General features: G+C 65.1%; 13 protein-coding genes and 1 tRNA gene. 6 read left to right on the forward strand and 8 right to left on the reverse strand.

The features are described from left to right. Nucleotides 1-65 precede the first annotated feature (65 nt). Nucleotides 66-560 carry a hypothetical protein gene (locus VGU00_RS07000; protein ID WP_327466873.1) on the forward strand — a complete coding sequence of 165 codons (495 nt, stop codon included), beginning with the start codon at nucleotides 66-68 and terminating at the stop codon, nucleotides 558-560. A 204-nt stretch (nucleotides 561-764) separates the two neighbouring features. Next, nucleotides 765-2,993 (forward strand): hypothetical protein, encoded by a 2,229-nt coding sequence (locus tag VGU00_RS07005; RefSeq protein ID WP_327466875.1) that lies wholly within the window; start codon nucleotides 765-767, stop codon nucleotides 2,991-2,993. Between the two features lie 18 nt (nucleotides 2,994-3,011). Here the strand turns inward: VGU00_RS07005 and VGU00_RS07010 are convergent, their stop codons facing one another. The 3 genes from VGU00_RS07010 to VGU00_RS07020 all read right to left on the reverse strand — a co-directional run bounded on the left by VGU00_RS07010 (nucleotide 3,012) and on the right by VGU00_RS07020 (nucleotide 7,171). Beyond that, nucleotides 3,012-5,126: a prolyl oligopeptidase family serine peptidase gene (locus tag VGU00_RS07010; RefSeq protein ID WP_327466877.1), complete on the reverse strand. Its 2,115-nt coding sequence runs from the start codon at nucleotides 5,124-5,126 to the stop codon at nucleotides 3,012-3,014. A gap of 74 nt (nucleotides 5,127-5,200) precedes the next feature. Continuing rightward, entirely contained in the window at nucleotides 5,201-5,623 is a 423-nt protein-coding gene (locus VGU00_RS07015; RefSeq protein ID WP_327466879.1) for a DUF4112 domain-containing protein, read from the reverse strand. A gap of 42 nt (nucleotides 5,624-5,665) precedes the next feature. Next, a complete protein-coding gene (locus VGU00_RS07020; RefSeq protein ID WP_327466881.1) occupies nucleotides 5,666-7,171 on the reverse strand; it encodes an ABC transporter substrate-binding protein in 1,506 nt (501 codons plus the stop codon). A gap of 87 nt (nucleotides 7,172-7,258) precedes the next feature. Between VGU00_RS07020 and VGU00_RS07025 the strand changes: the two genes are divergently transcribed. Then, a complete protein-coding gene (locus VGU00_RS07025) occupies nucleotides 7,259-8,191 on the forward strand; it encodes a GNAT family N-acetyltransferase (protein ID WP_327466883.1) in 933 nt (310 codons plus the stop codon). A 13-nt stretch (nucleotides 8,192-8,204) separates the two neighbouring features. Here the strand turns inward: VGU00_RS07025 and VGU00_RS07030 are convergent. Then, a tRNA-Leu gene (locus tag VGU00_RS07030) sits at nucleotides 8,205-8,290 on the reverse strand. A gap of 90 nt (nucleotides 8,291-8,380) precedes the next feature. On the opposite strand from VGU00_RS07030, the gene VGU00_RS07035 reads away from it, so the two are divergent. Both VGU00_RS07035 and VGU00_RS07040 read left to right on the forward strand, forming a co-directional pair. After that, the gene (locus VGU00_RS07035) at nucleotides 8,381-9,328 is read left to right on the forward strand and encodes an ABC transporter ATP-binding protein (protein ID WP_327466885.1); all 948 of its coding nucleotides are present in this window, start codon (nucleotides 8,381-8,383) and stop codon (nucleotides 9,326-9,328) included. After that, nucleotides 9,325-10,092, forward strand: coding sequence for an ABC transporter permease (locus VGU00_RS07040; RefSeq protein WP_327466887.1), 768 nt, complete (start codon nucleotides 9,325-9,327; stop codon nucleotides 10,090-10,092). Before VGU00_RS07035 ends, VGU00_RS07040 begins: the two co-directional genes overlap by 4 nt. Before the next feature lie 59 nt (nucleotides 10,093-10,151). Here the strand turns inward: VGU00_RS07040 and VGU00_RS07045 are convergent, their stop codons facing one another. Both VGU00_RS07045 and rpsA read right to left on the reverse strand, forming a co-directional pair. Further along, nucleotides 10,152-10,430, reverse strand: coding sequence for an integration host factor subunit beta (locus VGU00_RS07045; protein WP_327466889.1), 279 nt, complete (start codon nucleotides 10,428-10,430; stop codon nucleotides 10,152-10,154). Between the two features lie 203 nt (nucleotides 10,431-10,633). Further along, entirely contained in the window at nucleotides 10,634-12,346 is a 1,713-nt protein-coding gene (gene rpsA / locus VGU00_RS07050) for a 30S ribosomal protein S1 (protein ID WP_327466891.1), read from the reverse strand. Between the two features lie 387 nt (nucleotides 12,347-12,733). Between rpsA and VGU00_RS07055 the strand changes: the two genes are divergently transcribed. Beyond that, nucleotides 12,734-14,017 (forward strand): adenylate/guanylate cyclase domain-containing protein, encoded by a 1,284-nt coding sequence (locus VGU00_RS07055; protein ID WP_327466893.1) that lies wholly within the window; start codon nucleotides 12,734-12,736, stop codon nucleotides 14,015-14,017. Here VGU00_RS07055 and VGU00_RS07060 read toward each other — a convergent pair. Further along, nucleotides 14,001-14,630 (reverse strand): d(CMP) kinase, encoded by a 630-nt coding sequence (locus VGU00_RS07060; protein WP_327466895.1) that lies wholly within the window; start codon nucleotides 14,628-14,630, stop codon nucleotides 14,001-14,003. The two genes, VGU00_RS07055 and VGU00_RS07060, sit on opposite strands and share 17 nt — an antisense overlap. Further along, nucleotides 14,630-15,169: a hypothetical protein gene (locus VGU00_RS07065; protein WP_327466897.1), complete on the reverse strand. Its 540-nt coding sequence runs from the start codon at nucleotides 15,167-15,169 to the stop codon at nucleotides 14,630-14,632. Before VGU00_RS07065 ends, VGU00_RS07060 begins: the two co-directional genes overlap by 1 nt. Between the last annotated feature and the right edge of the window lie 23 nt (nucleotides 15,170-15,192).

Raw genomic sequence — 15,192 nt, forward strand, 5'->3', positions numbered from 1 at the left:
TCTTTAGGGTAGGGAAGGCAGAAAGCTTTCCCGCAATGCAAAGCAATAAACGGAGAGGATAAGTCATGAACAATCTCAAGAAGATATTCGTCGGCACCGTGGCCGCGTTCGCCATGCTCCCTACCGCCGCGCTCGCGGGAACCTATTCGCCTGCAGGCGCCGGGGCGGCTGGCCCCAGCACGGTGGAAGTGAAAAAGGGCATCACGCTGAACTGCACGCTCACCGCCACCACCAATTCGGACGGGACCATTTCGACTACGGTTCCCAGCGGCACCAAAATCACTGGCATTTCGCTGACGGGCGGCCTTTGCGGCGCGGTTTCGTTCAGTGGTTTTCCGTATGACATCACGACGCTGAACGCGACCGACGTCGTGATCAACGACGTGCGCGTCGTCGGCATCACCGGCAATTGCCGCGGCAATCTGAAGGCGAAGCTGGTCAGCGGGGTTCTCCAGTTCAGCCACGCCAACACGATCCCGTCGGATCCGCCCGGCGGCTCGGCGTGCAGCATGCAGAACAATGTGTCGACCAGCCCGACGGCATCCTACACCTATCCCTGATCGGCCGTTGGCAACAGACCGGATGCCTGCCTGCCCCCCCACGGGCAGGCAGGTTTGGGGTGACCCCTCCCTCCTTCCCCACGGTCTGCCGACAGCTGAAACGATGAAGACCGGAAGGCTTTTGCCTTCCGGTCTTCATCGGCTTTTTGGGAAAAGCGTATAGGCGAGCGCCGATACAAGGCGCGGCAAGCGGGTGACGGGCGTATGATTTCGGGGAAGGACAAGCCGTTCGGCCGCGCGCTGCTCGCGCTTCTTCCCGTTTTGACCTCCACCGCAAACGCCCAGCCTCCGGCCGGCGACGCGCCGCAGGCCCATTCCGACGATGTCGAAGAGATTGTCGTGACCGCCCAATGGGGCGCCGCGCTCGTCGAGCCCGAGACCGAACTCGGCGAGGCGGAGATCGACGCCTATGGCGCGGGCTCGATCGGCGACCTTGTCTCGCTCATCGCGCCGCTCACCGGACGCGCGGACGAGCGGCCGGTCATCCTGATCAACGGCGAACGCGCCGACGGTGCGACGGGGATCAACGGTTTCCCGCCCGAGGCGCTCGCGAAGCTCGCTATCCTGCGCCCCGAGGCGGCGGAACGTTATGGCTATCCGCCGGGCCAGCGCGTCGTCAATCTCGTGCTCAAGAAAAGCTTCGCCTCGTGGCAGGCCGAAGCGGGCGCGAAGATGGCGACGGCGGGCGGCCGTCCGAGCGGGCGGACGTCGCTCGGACGCTTCGTTATCGACGGCAAGGCGCGCTGGAGCGCGCGCGCCGACCTGTCGCATGACGATCGCCTGCTCAAGAGCGAGCGGAGCGCCGCCGACGATCCGGATGGGGCCGGCACGCGGCGCACGCTGCTTCCCGCGTCGGACAATATGGCGTTCAACGTCGATGTGACGCGCCCGCTGGGGCGGTTCAACGGGACGCTCGGCATGGATGTCGCGCGCCGCGACACGCGGCAATTGCTTGGCCCGGCGCCGGAGAATGCGGCCCGCGAGGCGCTGCGCGGCGATCAGACGACCACCAATCTCGGATTGACGGCGCTGCTCGGCGGTCCGCTGGCGGGCTGGCACAGCAATCTTGTCGCGCGCTATTCGCGTAGCTGGTCGGAGAGCGCGCTCGAGCGGGCGGAGCCACCGGACATTCGAACCGACCGGGCGCGTTCGCATGCTGAAACCCTGTCGGCGCAGGTCAACCTCAATCGACCGATATTGACGCTGCCCGCGGGGATGGTGACCTCCAACATCCTGTTCGGCGCATCGCGCAACTGGAGCCGGAGTCGACGTTTCGACGATCGCGGACCGCTGCCCGGCGACCTCGAATTCCGGCGCCGGCAATATGATGCCCGCCTCTCGCTCGCGGTGCCGATTTCGTCCGCGGCCTCCGACCGCTTTTCGGCGCTGGGCGACCTGTCGATCGACATCGCGGGGGGCATCAGCGCCGCATCGGGCACGTCGATGCAGAAACGCTTCGACCTCGGCATGAACTGGACGCCGTTCCCGGTCCTGCAACTCTATGCATCGGCGGGTTCCGCGCAGCTGATCCCCAGTGCCGACCAGCTCGGCGGACCCTATATCGAGGATGTCCGGCGCATCTATGATTACAGGCAACAGGAGCTTGCCGAGCCGGTGTGGATCACCGGCGGCAATCCCGACCTTGGTCGCGGGCGCCTGCGTAACTATACGCTGCGCGCGAGCCTGCGTCCGTTCGCCGATCCGCAGATCATCCTGACATCCGAATATCAGCGGCAGCTCTCGACGGGCGGAGCCGGACTGTTCCCGGTGCTGACCCCGGCGGTCGAACGCGCTTTCCCCGAACGGATCGTCCGCGACGCCGATGGGCGGCTGGTCTCGGTCGATGCGCGTCCGATCCGCATTGCGCGCGACCTCAGCGAACGGCTCGAAAACAGCTTCATCCTGTCCTTTTCGACGGCGAAGAAAGCGGATGCCGCCGCCATCGCGCCCGCCGCGGAGCCCTGGCAGGTGACGCTGTCGGTCAATCACGGCTGGCTCTTGCGCAGCGAACTGCTGACGCGTCCCGGCATCCCGCCGATCGACCGCCTGCGCGGCGACACCGCCCAGTCGCGGCACAGCGTCGCTTTCCAGCTTGTCGCGGGCCGGGCGGGGGCAGGAGGCGCGATCGAGGGGAATTGGCAGAGCCCCTTCCGGCTTCGCGATCCCGCATCGCCGGGCGGCGAACTGGATTATCGGCACCGCGGGGTAACAACGCTGAACCTGCGGCTGTTCGCGGAGCCCGAACGCCTGTTGCGCGGCGCGGAAAAGCCGGCGTGGCTCAAGGACCTCAATATTGCGCTCGATGTCCAGAACCTGCTGAACAGCTATCGGCGCGTCACGCTGGGCGATGGCAGCGTTCCGGCGGGGTACCGGCGCTACGACGCCGACCCGCTCGGCCGCACGATCCAGCTTTCGGTGCGAAAGCGGTTCTGAAGGTCGAGAAGCCTTCGCCTATTTCTTCTCGACCAGTTCGCGCAGCAGGAAGGCGTGGAGCATCGCCGCGCGTACCGCGTCCTCGGCATGGTCGGCGCCGACCGAATGGCCGCCCTCGATATATTCGTGATAATAGACGCTGTTGCCATATTCCTTCAGCCGCGCGGCATATTTGCGCGCATGACCGGGATGGACGCGGTCGTCCTTGGTCGAGAGGTAAAGGAAGATCGGCGGATAGGTCACGCCCTTGCGGACATTCTGATAGGGCGAATATTTCGACAGGAAGGCCCAGTCCTCGGGCACGTCGGGGTCGCCATATTCGGCGACCCACGAGGCGCCAGCGAGCATCTTGTCGTACCGCCACATATCCTTGATCGGCGAGCCCGAGATGACGGCGCCATAAAGGTCGGGGCGCTGCGTCATCGCCGCGCCGACGAGCACGCCGCCGTTCGAGCGGCCCGAAATCGCGATCTTGCCCTTGGTGCTGACCCCGGTCGCGACCAGGTCTTCGGCGACGGCGTGGAGGTCGTCGAAGCTGTTCTGGCGTTTCTCGCGCAGCGCCGCCTGATGCCAGGCGGGGCCATATTCGCCGCCGCCGCGGATATTGGCGAGGACATAGGCATTGCCGTCCTCGACCCAGAACAGCCCGAGCGGGCCGGCCCGATAGGGCTGGCCGGTGAGATAACCGGGCGTCTGTGCGGCGCGGAAGCCGCCATAGGCGTGGACCAGCGCCGGGACGGGGCCGGTCGCGCCCTTTTTGCGGGCGAGGAAATAAGGAATTTTCGTGCCGTCCTTCGACGTCGCGAACCGCTTCTCGACGGTCATGTCCTTGGCATCGAAGGTCGCGGGCAGGCTCTGCACCGCCTGCGGCGCCTTGCCCTCGGTGACCGCATAGAGCGTCGGCGGCATCAGCATCGTCTCGGCGGTGACGAGCGCGATGTCGCGGTCGTCGACCGTGCCAGCGATCGCCATCGTCGCATTGGCGGTGACGGGCACCTCTTTCTGGCTCCAGCGTCCATAGGGCTGGTCGCGGCGCAGCGCGAACAGCTTGCCCTCGACATCGTCGAGCGCCTTCACCCACAGGATATTCTTGCTCGCGGCGACATGTTCGATCGCCTGCGCCTTGGTCGGCGCCATCACCGGGATGATCGCGACCTGTGCGCCCGCCGCCATGTCGGCGATCGACAGCGAAATCAGCGAACCCGCGGGAAAGCCCGAGCCGAAATCCTCGTTGAGAAAGACGATCGCCTGACCGTCGATCACCGCGCGAATGTCGCCGGTTTCGGGAATGATGGTCGATTGATAGCTCGAAAAGTCGCTGCTCGGCAGGCGATATTCGCTGGTGTAGAATGTCTTGTTGCGGCTGATCATCGGCCAGCGCTTGTCGCCGTCTTCGAGCGCCGAAACGCTCATCCCGACATCCTCGACCTCGCCCTCGGCGACGGTCTCGGCCGCGCTCAGCGGGGTACCGCGCTTCCAGCGCTTGACGATGCGCGGATAGCCCGACGCGGTCATGCTACCCTTGCCATAATCGGTCGCGACGAGCAGCGTGTCGGCATTTTCCCACGTCACGCTGCTTTTGGCTTGCGGCAGGGTGAAGCCGCCCTTGACGAAGCTTTTGGTCGTGCGGTCCCATTCGCGCACGATATCGGCGTCGGTGCCGCCGGGGCTCAGCGAGACGAGGCAGCGCTTGTAATCGGGTGCGAGGCAATCGGCGCCGTGCCAGACCCAGCTCTGTTTCTCGGCCTTGCCGAGCGCGTCGACGTCGATCAGCACGGTCCATTCGGGCTTGCCGGCCAGATACGCGTCGAGCGGGCTTTGCCGCCAGACGCCGCGCGGATTGGCGGCATCGCGCCAGAAATTGGTGATATGGTCACCCATGACCTCACCGGGTTCGGCGATCTGGCGGTCGTCGTCGAGAATGGCGCGGGCACGCTTGCGGTCGGCCTCGAAGCCCGGGCGCCCGACGATCAGCTTGTCGGTTGCGGCATTTTCCTTGCGCACCCAGTCGAGCGCCTTCTTGCCCTCGATATCTTCGAGCCAGAGCCAGGGGTCCTTGTCGTCGATGGCTGCGACCGCGACGGCGGCCATCGAGCAGCTGAGGGCAAGCGCGGCAAGGCTGGCGCGGATCATTCTTCACTCTCCCCTGGGATATGGTGCCGCAGTGCTAGCAGCATTGCCCATCCCGAGGGAAGATGGCGGCGACCCTATTGGTCGATGATGATCGTGCCGGGGTGGTGCTTGTCGAGATGCTTCTTTATGATCCGCAGGTTGCGCGTGTTCGACCGGAAGAAGAAGTCGAAGGCGTCGCCGACGAGCGGAACCGCGCCGAGCGCGGTGTCGACGCCAAGATTGCCGACCATGCGCCAGATTTTCCACTTCGGCATGCCGAGGTTGCGCGCCTCCCATATCAGATAGGCGCCCATCGTCGCGGCGATGACGTCGCCGACGACGGGAACGAGGCCGACGATCGCATCGAGCCCGACCGGCCGGTTGATCCCGGGGATGACGAAGCTGCGTTCGAGCAGCATTTCGAGCGTCTCGACGCGCTTGCGCAGCGCAGCGGGATCGTTCCTGTTCTGGATCAGGGCGTCGAAAATCGCATCGGGATTGGGGGACGAAGGGGCCATCAGGGTCCTTTCCAAAGCGCTCGAAGGTGCAGCGCCACCTATTTAGTTAGGACGCGCGATCAGGTGATTCAATGGGTGCTGCGCCCGGCCGTTGGCGCGCAGCCCCGTCAATCGCTGCGACGCGACCGACCAGCGCAGCGGGGTCGCGAGCGGGATGAAGGGCGCATAGCGGGCGAGCACGGCTTCGGCTTCGCCGATTTGCGCGCGGCGCTGGCCCGCATCGATATTGGCCGTCGCCTGGTCGATCAGTTCCTGCGCTTCGCGGTTGCAGAGCGTGTCGCGGCGGCACGACAGGCGGCGGAGCGCCCACAGCGCATCGTCGTTGGGCGCGACCTCGTCGATCAGGCGCAGATCGGCGGCCGACGCCATGGCGACGCGGCGGCTCGGCACGCCGACTGCGGCGAAATCGGCCGACACATAGGCGAAGAGGATGCGCCCGCCGGGCGAGTCGGGGACCGCGATGCGCACCGGGTCGATTTCGTGCCCGCCGCCGCGCCAGGCGTCGACGATGCGTTTCGCCTGCGCGATCCGCGACGCCTCGTCATAGTCGGCCCAGGCGGGGACGAGCGGCGCCGGGCCGCCGTCGCGTGCATAGAGCGCCGGCCGCAGGCTGACCTGCGGCTGCCATTCGGCAAGCCCGAAGGCCTCGACCAGCCGTTCGCGCCGGATCGCGCGGACCAGCGCGTCGCGGTTGACGTCGGTCGCAAGGAAGCCTTCGGCGCGCAGGAAGGCGAGGCCGAAGAGACCCGGTACCGGATCGACGACGAGCCGCGAGCGCCCGATATTCGACGCGACGAAATAGGGGAGGGTCGAAAAACGCCCCCCGATGACGCCGTCGGCATAGCCGTTCTTGAACCGCGCGAGCGCGCCCGCGGGCGAGGTGCCGACGAGTTCGATCGACGCCGCCGGATCGTGCGCCGCGGCTTCGGCGGCTTCGGGATCCTCGGCCAGCGGATCGGGAACCGGCGACAACAGGACGGCGCGTCCGATCCTGCGCGATCGCATCGGGCCCCAGCCCATGCCCTTGTTGACGATCGCCATCGACGGCTGCGCGAGCAGTTCGAGGATCGTCGGCTGCGGCACCGACAGTCGTATTTCGATGACGGTGTCGGTCATCGCCTTGATCGTCTCGATCTCCGGAAAGTCGCTCTTCAGAATATGGCGGCTGGCGGGCGCCAGATAGGATCGCAGGATCGCCGCGACCTCTTCGGCCGTAACCTTGCGGCCATTGGTCCATTTGGCTTCGCGAAGGCGGAAAATATAGCTGCGGCCGTCGGTGGTGACGGTCCAGCGATCGGCCAGCCCGGTATCGATCTGTCCCTCGCCGTCGTAGCTGACAAGCCCTTGCGAGGTGGCATCGAGCAGCGCGGCATTGCCGGTCGACAATTCGCCGGTCAGCGGTGTCGCGCCGGGATTGAGCGTGCCCATCGCCGCAATCTTCACCGGCCCGCGCTCGCCGAACAGCCCGCAACTCGACACGGCAAGCGCAAGGCCCGTGGCCGCCGTCGCCAGGATCGCGGCGCGCCCATATTTGCCTCTTGCCGTCATTATGCGCCTTGTCTCTCCGCTGGTGTAAGCCAATCATAACCATGTGCTGCGAAACCGGAATAGCCGTATCGCAACAAATGAGAGGTCATGGAGCAAGGGGGCACACAGGACGGGGGCGAAGCCGTCGCGCTGCGCATCGAGATCGCGGGGCGGCCGATCGGGCATGTCCGGCGCCGGCTGCGCGTCGTGCCGCACGGTCTCGACGCGATCCTGACGGGCGGAGAAGCCGATTTGCCGCCGTCCGGGTGCGACGGCTGGCTGCTGCGGTCGGTCCCGGCGGCGCGGCTCCCCGCGCTTGGGAACGCGATGACGGGCTGGCTGCTGGCGGTGCGGCAGCATTATCCGCGCCACTATATTCCGATGGAGCAGGCTGGGTTCGACGATTGGTGGCAGGGCTTTTCGGCGAAGACGCGCTCGACCCTGTCGCGCAAGGCGCGGCGACTGGCCGACCGGTTCGACGGCGGATTTACTGTCCATGCCTACAGCAGCGCCGACGAGGTCGCCGAATTCATGTCCGTTGCGGCGGCGCTGTCGGGGCGCACCTATCAGGAACGGCTGATGCAGGCCGGGCTTCCCGCCGGCGGCGCCGATGTCGCGCAAGCGGTCGCGGCGGCGGGGCAGGGCCATGTCCGCGCCTTCCTGTTGTTCGCCGAAGGCCGCGCGATCGCCTATCTCTACCTGCCGGTAGAGGAGGATGTGCTCGTCTATGCCCATTTGGGCTATGATCCCGATTTCGCCGACCTGTCGCCGGGAACGGTGCTGCATGTCGAAGCGATGCGCCGCCTTTACGCCGAGGGGCGCTTTCGCGCGTTCGATTTCACCGAAGGCGACGGCGCGCACAAGGCGCAGTTCGGGCGCGCGTCGGTCGCCTGTGCCGATGTCCTGTTGCTTCGCCCGTCGCTGCGCAATCGTGCCGCGCTCGGCACGATGCGCGCGATCGACGGCCTTGCCGCCGGCGCCAAGCGCCTGCTCGACCGCGCCGGGCTGCGTGCGAGGGTGAAGGCGCTCATCCGGCGCTGACCGGACGATGATCTGGTGCGGACGGCGGGACTTGAACCCGCATGACACTAGGCCGGCAGATTTTAAGTCTGCTGCGTCTACCGATTTCGCCACGTCCGCACGATCGACGCCGGTCAAGCCGATGGGCCGGTAGAGGTCAAGCGATGTTTGTCGCTTCACGGCACGGGGCGGGTCGGCTAGACGCGTGCCATGACTCCAGTCCTCGAAATTTCCGGCCTCGGGAAAACCTATCAAAGCGGTCACACGGCGCTCAGCGATGTCGACCTGACCATCAACAAGGGCGAGATTTTCGCACTGCTCGGGCCGAACGGCGCGGGCAAGACGACGATGATCAGCATCGTCTGCGGGATCGTCACGGCGAGCAGCGGCACGGTGACCGTCGGCGGGCACGACCACGCACGCGAATATCGCGCCGCGCGCACGATGATCGGGCTGGTGCCGCAGGAATTGCACACCGACGCGTTCGAAACGGTGATGGCGACGGTCAGCTTCTCGCGCGGCCTGTTCGGCAAGCCCAAGGATCCGGCGTTCATCGAACAATTGCTGCGCGACCTGTCGCTGTGGGACAAGCGGTCGTCGAAGATCATGGAATTGTCGGGCGGGATGAAGCGCCGCGTGATGATCGCCAAGGCGCTCAGCCACGAACCCGAAATCCTGTTCCTCGACGAGCCCACCGCGGGCGTCGATGTCGAACTGCGCCGCGACATGTGGAACATGGTGCGCGGGCTGCGCGAGCGCGGCGTGACGATCATCCTGACCACCCATTATATCGAGGAGGCCGAGGAAATGGCCGACCGGGTGGGGGTCATCAGCCATGGCAAGCTGATCCTGGTCGAAGAGAAGAATGCGCTGATCAAGAAGCTCGGGCGCAAGACGCTGACGCTGAACCTTGCCGAACCTCTGGCGTCGGTCCCCGAAGAACTCGCACAGTGGAAGCTCGAACTCGCGGGCGACGGCAACGAACTCATCTATGAATTCGACAGCCACGCCGAAGCGACCGGGGTTCCGTCATTGCTGCGGCGGATGAGCGACATCGGGATCGGTTTCAAGGACCTGCATACGAAGCAAAGCTCGCTCGAGGATATTTTCGTCGGGCTGGTGCACGAGGACAAGAGCGCGGCGGGAGCAGCGGCATGATTTCGAACATTCGCGGCATCCGTGCCATCTACCTGTTCGAAATGGCGCGCTTCGGCCGCACTTTCTGGACCAGCCTGATGCTGCCGGTGATCACCACCGCGCTCTATTTCGTCGTCTTCGGATCGGCGATCGGCAGCCGTATGACCGAAGTGAGCAACGTCCCCTATGGTGCGTTCATCGTCCCCGGGCTGATGATGCTGACGATGTTCACCGAAAGCATCAGCAACGCGTCGTTCGGCATCTATATGCCCAAATGGACGGGCACGATCTACGAGATGCTGTCGGCGCCGCTGTCGCCGCTCGAAACGGTGATCGCCTATGTCGGCGCCGCGGCGACCAAGTCGGTGATCATCGGATCGATCATCTTTGCCACCGCGCACCTGTTCGTCGACGTGCAGGTCGCGCATCCGTTGTTGATGGCGGCTTTCATGATCCTGATGGCGGTGACCTTTTGCCTCTTCGGCTTCATCATCGGCATCTGGGCCAAGAGCTTCGAGCAGCTTCAGGTGATCCCGATGCTGGTCATCTATCCGCTGACCTTTCTCGGCGGCGCCTTTTACTCGCTCGACATGCTGCCCGCGGCATGGCGGACGGTGACCCTGTTCAACCCCGTCGTCTACCTTATCAGCGGCTTTCGCTGGACCTTCTTCGGCAAGGGCGATGTGGGGATCGAGGTCAGCATGGGCGCAGTCACGCTCTTTCTGGCGCTGTGCCTCGGCGTCATCTTCTGGATGTTCCGCACGGGGTACCGGCTGAAGAACTAGGGCCTCAGGACCCCGGACCGTTCGCGATCATTCGGCCGGGCCCCGCAGGGCGCACGGTGTCAATTGTTCAGACGCTCGCGCATTTCCTTGCCCGGTTTGAAGTAGGGCACATTCTTCGCCTTCACGTCGACCGCCGCGCCGGTGCGGGGATTGCGGCCCGTGCGCGATTCGCGCGAGCGGGTCGAAAACGCCCCGAACCCGCGCAATTCGACGCGGCCACCCGCGGCAAGCTGGTCGACAATGGAATCGAAGAAGACATCGACGATGCGCTCGACCTCTTCGAGCCGCAAATCGCTGTTTTCGCTCGCGATCTTCTGAACCAGTTCTGACCGGATCATCTGCTTCCCCTAATATTATAGCCACGCTTTTCCCGCCAAGGCAGGATTCCGGACGTTGCCGGCCGATTGTGCGTGAGACCCCTCCCAACGCGCGCGGAAGGTAACATGAATCCCTATTCGGTCAAAATATATCAGGACAAGAAAAAGGCCCGCAGAGGGACACTCTGCGGGCCTTTTGTTTCGCCTGACGGCGGAAGAAGGAATTAATCCTTCTTGCCGGCCTTCAGCGCCTCGCCGAGGATGTCGCCGAGCGATGCGCCCGAGTCCGACGAACCATACTGCGCGACGGCTTCCTTCTCTTCGGCGATCTGCATCGCCTTGACCGAGAAGTTCGGCTTTTTCGAACGGTCGAAGCCGATGACCATCGCATCGAACTTCTGGCCGACCTGGTAACGTTCGGCGCGCTGTTCGTCGCGGTCGCGGCCAAGGTCGGCGCGCTTGATGAAGCCCGTGGCACCATCTTCGCCGGCCTGCACTTCGAGGCCGTTGTCGCGGACTTCGAGGACCGAGACGGTGACGATGTCGTTCTTCTTCAGCGAACCGGCTGCGGCAACGCCGCCACCGACGGCCGGAGCACCCTTTTCAAGCTGCTTGATGCCGAGGCTGATGCGTTCCTTCTCGACGTCGACGTCGAGAACGACGACCTGCACGGCCTCGCCCTTGCGGTGGAGGTGCAGCGCTTCTTCGCCCGAGATGCCCCATGCGATGTCCGACATGTGAACCATGCCGTCGACGTCGCCCGGAAGGCCGACGAACAGACCGAATTCGGTCGCGTTCTTGACTTCGCCTTCGACGACCGAGCCGACCGGATGCTGTTCTGCGAACGCGCCCCACGGGTTCGACTGGGCCTGCTTGAGACCGAGCGAGATGCGGCGCTTGTCGCTGTCGACTTCGAGGACGATGACGTCGACTTCCTGGCTCGTCGAAACGATCTTGCCGGGGTGGACGTTCTTCTTGACCCACGACATTTCGCTGACGTGGACCAAGCCTTCGATGCCGGCTTCGAGTTCGACGAACGCGCCGTAATCGGTGATATTCGTGACGGTGCCCGACAGCTTCGCACCGACCGGGTACTTGGCGGCAACGCCTTCCCACGGATCGCTTTCGAGCTGCTTCATGCCAAGGCTGATGCGCTGCGTGTCGCGGTTGATGCGGATGATCTGCACGCGGACATTGTCACCGATGTTGATGACTTCGCTCGGGTGGTTGACGCGCTTGTAGCTCATGTCGGTGACATGGAGCAGGCCGTCGATGCCGCCGAGGTCGACGAACGCACCATAATCGGTGATGTTCTTGACCGCGCCTTCGATGATCTGGCCTTCTTCGAGGTTCTGGATCAGGCCCGAGCGCTGTTCGGCGCGCGTTTCTTCGAGGATAGCGCGGCGCGACACGACGATGTTGCCGCGGCGGCGATCCATCTTCAGGATCTGGAAGGGCTGCGGCAGGTCCATGAGCGGGCCGACGTCGCGCACGGGGCGGATATCGACCTGCGAACCCGGAAGGAACGCCACGGCGCCGCCGAGGTCGACGGTGAAGCCGCCCTTGACGCGACCGAAGATGACGCCTTCGACGCGCGCTTCCTTGTTGAATTCTTCTTCGAGGCGGTCCCAGGCGGCTTCGCGGCGAGCACGGTCGCGCGACAGCATGGTTTCGCCATTGGCGTTTTCGACGCGGTCGACATAGACTTCGACTTCGTCGCCGACATTGATGTCAGCCTTCTGGCCCGGCATCGCGAATTCGCGAAGCGGCACGCGGCCTTCGCTCTTCAGGCCGATGTCGATCACTGCCAGGTCGTTTTCGATCGCGGTCACGGTGCCCTTGACGACGCGGCCTTCAAAGCCGCCATCAGCACCACCCAGCGATTCGTCGAGCATCGCGGCGAAATCGTCGCGCGACGGAAAAGCCGTAGAGGCCATAGAGTGTCTTCCTTACTTCATTTGTTCCGGCCAAGCGGTTGGTTCCGCTGGTCTTGTGGCCGATCCGTCCTGCCCGCCGGATGCGAGGCAAGACATCCTCTGGACGCGCCATCGGCGAGCCATGGACAAAGCAAAAAGGGCGCGACGAGTGCGCCCCGTCACGCCCGACGCTCGGATATGAGCGGCGGTTCGTCCATGCCTCGACCGGCTGGAGAGCCCGTCGGACGGGGCGCATATAGGTCGGAAGCCGCAGATTGGCAAGCTGGAAGCGTCTTTTCGTCGTCACCCCGGATCGAGTCCGGGGAAGGTGAGAAGGAGGGAACGAAAGCCGGTAAACCCCATCGTAAGACCTTGGCTTGTAGATTCTCCCAATCGAGAGGGGTCTCAATGCCACAGGCGGTACATGGTCCGTTCGCCGATCCGGCGGTCGAAGCGCGTTTTCAGGAAACCGCGCGCACGCTGCGGCTGCCCTTCGTGCGTGTCTACGGCGTGCTCTTCATGCTCGTCGCGCTTGCCTACACGATCGCCAATCCGATGTTCGTCAGCCATGAGGATACGGCGACGCTCGCGGTATATTTCGGCTGCATGCTCATCCTTGCCGGCGCCTATATCGGCGCGACCTTCTGGCCCGGCTATGTCAGCCGGCCGGGGATCGATTTTGCCGCGCTGCTCGGCATCGTCTTCCTGCTCGGTCATATCAACCTCGTGCTGTTCGACGAACTGATCGAGATGCAGGAGGAGATGCACGCGGTGGGCGTAATGAACCGCCTGTCGGTCAGCGCCTTCGCCGCAGTCGCGCTGGCCAGCCGCCCGCGGCTGTTCCTGCTCTGGCTCGCGCTCGATCTCGTCGTGTTCCTCGCGACCGTGATTCCCGTGCAGAGTCATGGTGCCGGCCTCTGGTACGCCTTGCTCAGCTATCTGAGCGGTGCGACGATCATGGTTGCGATCAACTTCGCGATCGACCGGTCGAGCCGCGGCGCCTTTGCGCTCGCCGAAGCGCTCGAGGCCGAGCGCAAGAAGAATGAGGATCTCGTCTATAACATGCTGCCGCCCGCAGCGGTCGAGCGTATCCGCGACGGGCGGATGGTCGCCGATGCCTATGCCGACGCCAGCGTGATCTTCATCGACATGGCGGGCTTTACGAACCTGACGAAGCGCGTGTCGCCGGGGCATCTGGTCGAAGTGCTCAATGCCTTTTTCAATCACGCCGATGCCTGCGCGGCGCGGCATGGTGTCGAAAAGGTCAAGACGATCGGCGACGCCTATCTTGCCATCGCGGGCGGCAATGTGACGAGCGGCAACAGCGCCGACGCGGCGATCGCCTTTGCGCGCGACGTGCTGGCCGGCGTCCCTCAGCTGCAGGATGTCGCGGGCACCGACGTTGGCCTGCGCGTCGGCATCCATAGCGGCCCGGTGGTCGGCGGCGTGATCGGCGCGACGCGCATGGCGTATGATTATTGGGGCGAGACGGTGAATATGGCGGCGCGGCTCGAAGGGACGGCCCCGGTCAACGGCATCGCCATTTCGGAAAGCACCTGGCTGCGCGCAAAGGACCGCGCCGAATTCGGCCCGCCGCATCATGAGATGCTCAAGGGCGTCGGCGAAATTTGCATTTACCAAACGGTGCCCGAAACCGGAGACGCGTTGCCCGATATCAGCCGGGTCGCCTGACCCGTTCTTCGACGAAGGCGATCGCGGCCGCCAGTGCGGCGTCGCGGTCCATGGTTGTATTGTCGAGCAGCATCGCATCGGCGGCGCGCAGCAGCGGAGCGTCGGCGCGGCCGGTGTCGCGGGCGTCGCGGGCGTGGACGTCGGCGAGCACCGCATCGTAACCGATTTCGACGCCGCGCCCGAGCATCTCGGCATGGCGTCGGCGCGCGCGTTCCGCGGGGCTGGCGGTCACGAACAATTTGGCGTCGGCATGCGGCGCGATGACGGTGCCGATGTCGCGCCCGTCGAGCACGGCGCCGCCAGGCTGGTTCGCGAAATCGACCTGACGCTGGAACAGCGCCGCGCGGACCTGCGGATGGACCGACACGCGGCTGGCGAGGCTGCCGGTGCTTTCGAAGCGGAGCGCGGGATCGTCCAGCAGGCCCGCGGGGAAATCGCACGCCGCCAGCGCGTCGGCGGCACTGTCGGGGTCGCCGTGGTTCAGCTGCGTCTGATAGCCGACGGCGCGATAGAGCAGCCCCGTGTCGAGCACGGGCAGGCCGAAATGCGCGCCGAGCGCCTTGGCGATCGTGCCTTTCCCCGACGCGGTGGGGCCGTCGACGGCGACGATCATCAGTTTATCTGGAACGCGTCGATACGCGCGGCCTGCAGGCGGTTGTCGGGTCCGAACAGCAATTTGATCCAGCCGCCATTGTCGAAACTGCCGCCGCAAGATGCGACCCCTTTGCCTTCGCCGGCCTCGCCGGGCTCGCGGCAGTCGATCGCGATCTCGGGCAGGAAGGCGCGGACCTTGGCGAGCACGTCGCTTCGCGTCCGCGCGGTACCGATGTCCAGCGCGCCGATGTCGCGGTCGCCCAGCGCCGCGCCGTCGATGCTCTTGATCGCGATGATATTCTCTTCGCCCACGACGATATGTACGACGCCGGTGTCATCCTCCCATTCGCAGTCCAAGTCGCTTTCGGGGTCGGTGCAGACGTCGCCATTGGTCAGCCGCCCGATCGCCTGCGGCGTCGTCGGCAGGTTGAGCGGGTAGCGCGAGAAGCTGGCATCGGCGCGGTCGAAGGGGTCGGCGATGCGTTCGGCGGCGGGAGCGGCAACGGGCAGGAGCGCGGCGAGCAGGGCAGTCGCGATCGTGGCGGGCTTCAATGTCATGGTTCGCAAATCCCCAACAAGTT

It is taken from the genome of Sphingopyxis sp. (genome assembly GCF_035944815.1).
GTDB lineage: Bacteria > Pseudomonadota > Alphaproteobacteria > Sphingomonadales > Sphingomonadaceae > Sphingopyxis.

Excerpts from the sequence above, each read along its gene's own strand:
- VGU00_RS07010 (WP_327466877.1), bottom strand. The coding sequence starts at position 5,126 with ATGATCCGCGCCAGCCTTGCCGCGCTTGCCCTCAGCTGCTCGATGGCC.
- VGU00_RS07025 (WP_327466883.1), top strand. The coding sequence starts at position 7,259 with ATGGAGCAAGGGGGCACACAGGACGGGGGCGAAGCCGTCGCGCTGCGC.
- rpsA (WP_327466891.1), bottom strand. The coding sequence starts at position 12,346 with ATGGCCTCTACGGCTTTTCCGTCGCGCGACGATTTCGCCGCGATGCTC.
- VGU00_RS07000 (WP_327466873.1), top strand. The coding sequence starts at position 66 with ATGAACAATCTCAAGAAGATATTCGTCGGCACCGTGGCCGCGTTCGCC.
- VGU00_RS07045 (WP_327466889.1), bottom strand. The coding sequence starts at position 10,430 with ATGATCCGGTCAGAACTGGTTCAGAAGATCGCGAGCGAAAACAGCGAT.
- VGU00_RS07060 (WP_327466895.1), bottom strand. The coding sequence starts at position 14,630 with ATGATCGTCGCCGTCGACGGCCCCACCGCGTCGGGGAAAGGCACGATC.
- VGU00_RS07055 (WP_327466893.1), top strand. The coding sequence starts at position 12,734 with ATGCCACAGGCGGTACATGGTCCGTTCGCCGATCCGGCGGTCGAAGCG.
- VGU00_RS07005 (WP_327466875.1), top strand. The coding sequence starts at position 765 with ATGATTTCGGGGAAGGACAAGCCGTTCGGCCGCGCGCTGCTCGCGCTT.
- VGU00_RS07020 (WP_327466881.1), bottom strand. The coding sequence starts at position 7,171 with ATGACGGCAAGAGGCAAATATGGGCGCGCCGCGATCCTGGCGACGGCG.
- VGU00_RS07040 (WP_327466887.1), top strand. The coding sequence starts at position 9,325 with ATGATTTCGAACATTCGCGGCATCCGTGCCATCTACCTGTTCGAAATG.
- VGU00_RS07035 (WP_327466885.1), top strand. The coding sequence starts at position 8,381 with ATGACTCCAGTCCTCGAAATTTCCGGCCTCGGGAAAACCTATCAAAGC.
- VGU00_RS07015 (WP_327466879.1), bottom strand. The coding sequence starts at position 5,623 with ATGGCCCCTTCGTCCCCCAATCCCGATGCGATTTTCGACGCCCTGATC.
- VGU00_RS07065 (WP_327466897.1), bottom strand. The coding sequence starts at position 15,169 with ATGACATTGAAGCCCGCCACGATCGCGACTGCCCTGCTCGCCGCGCTC.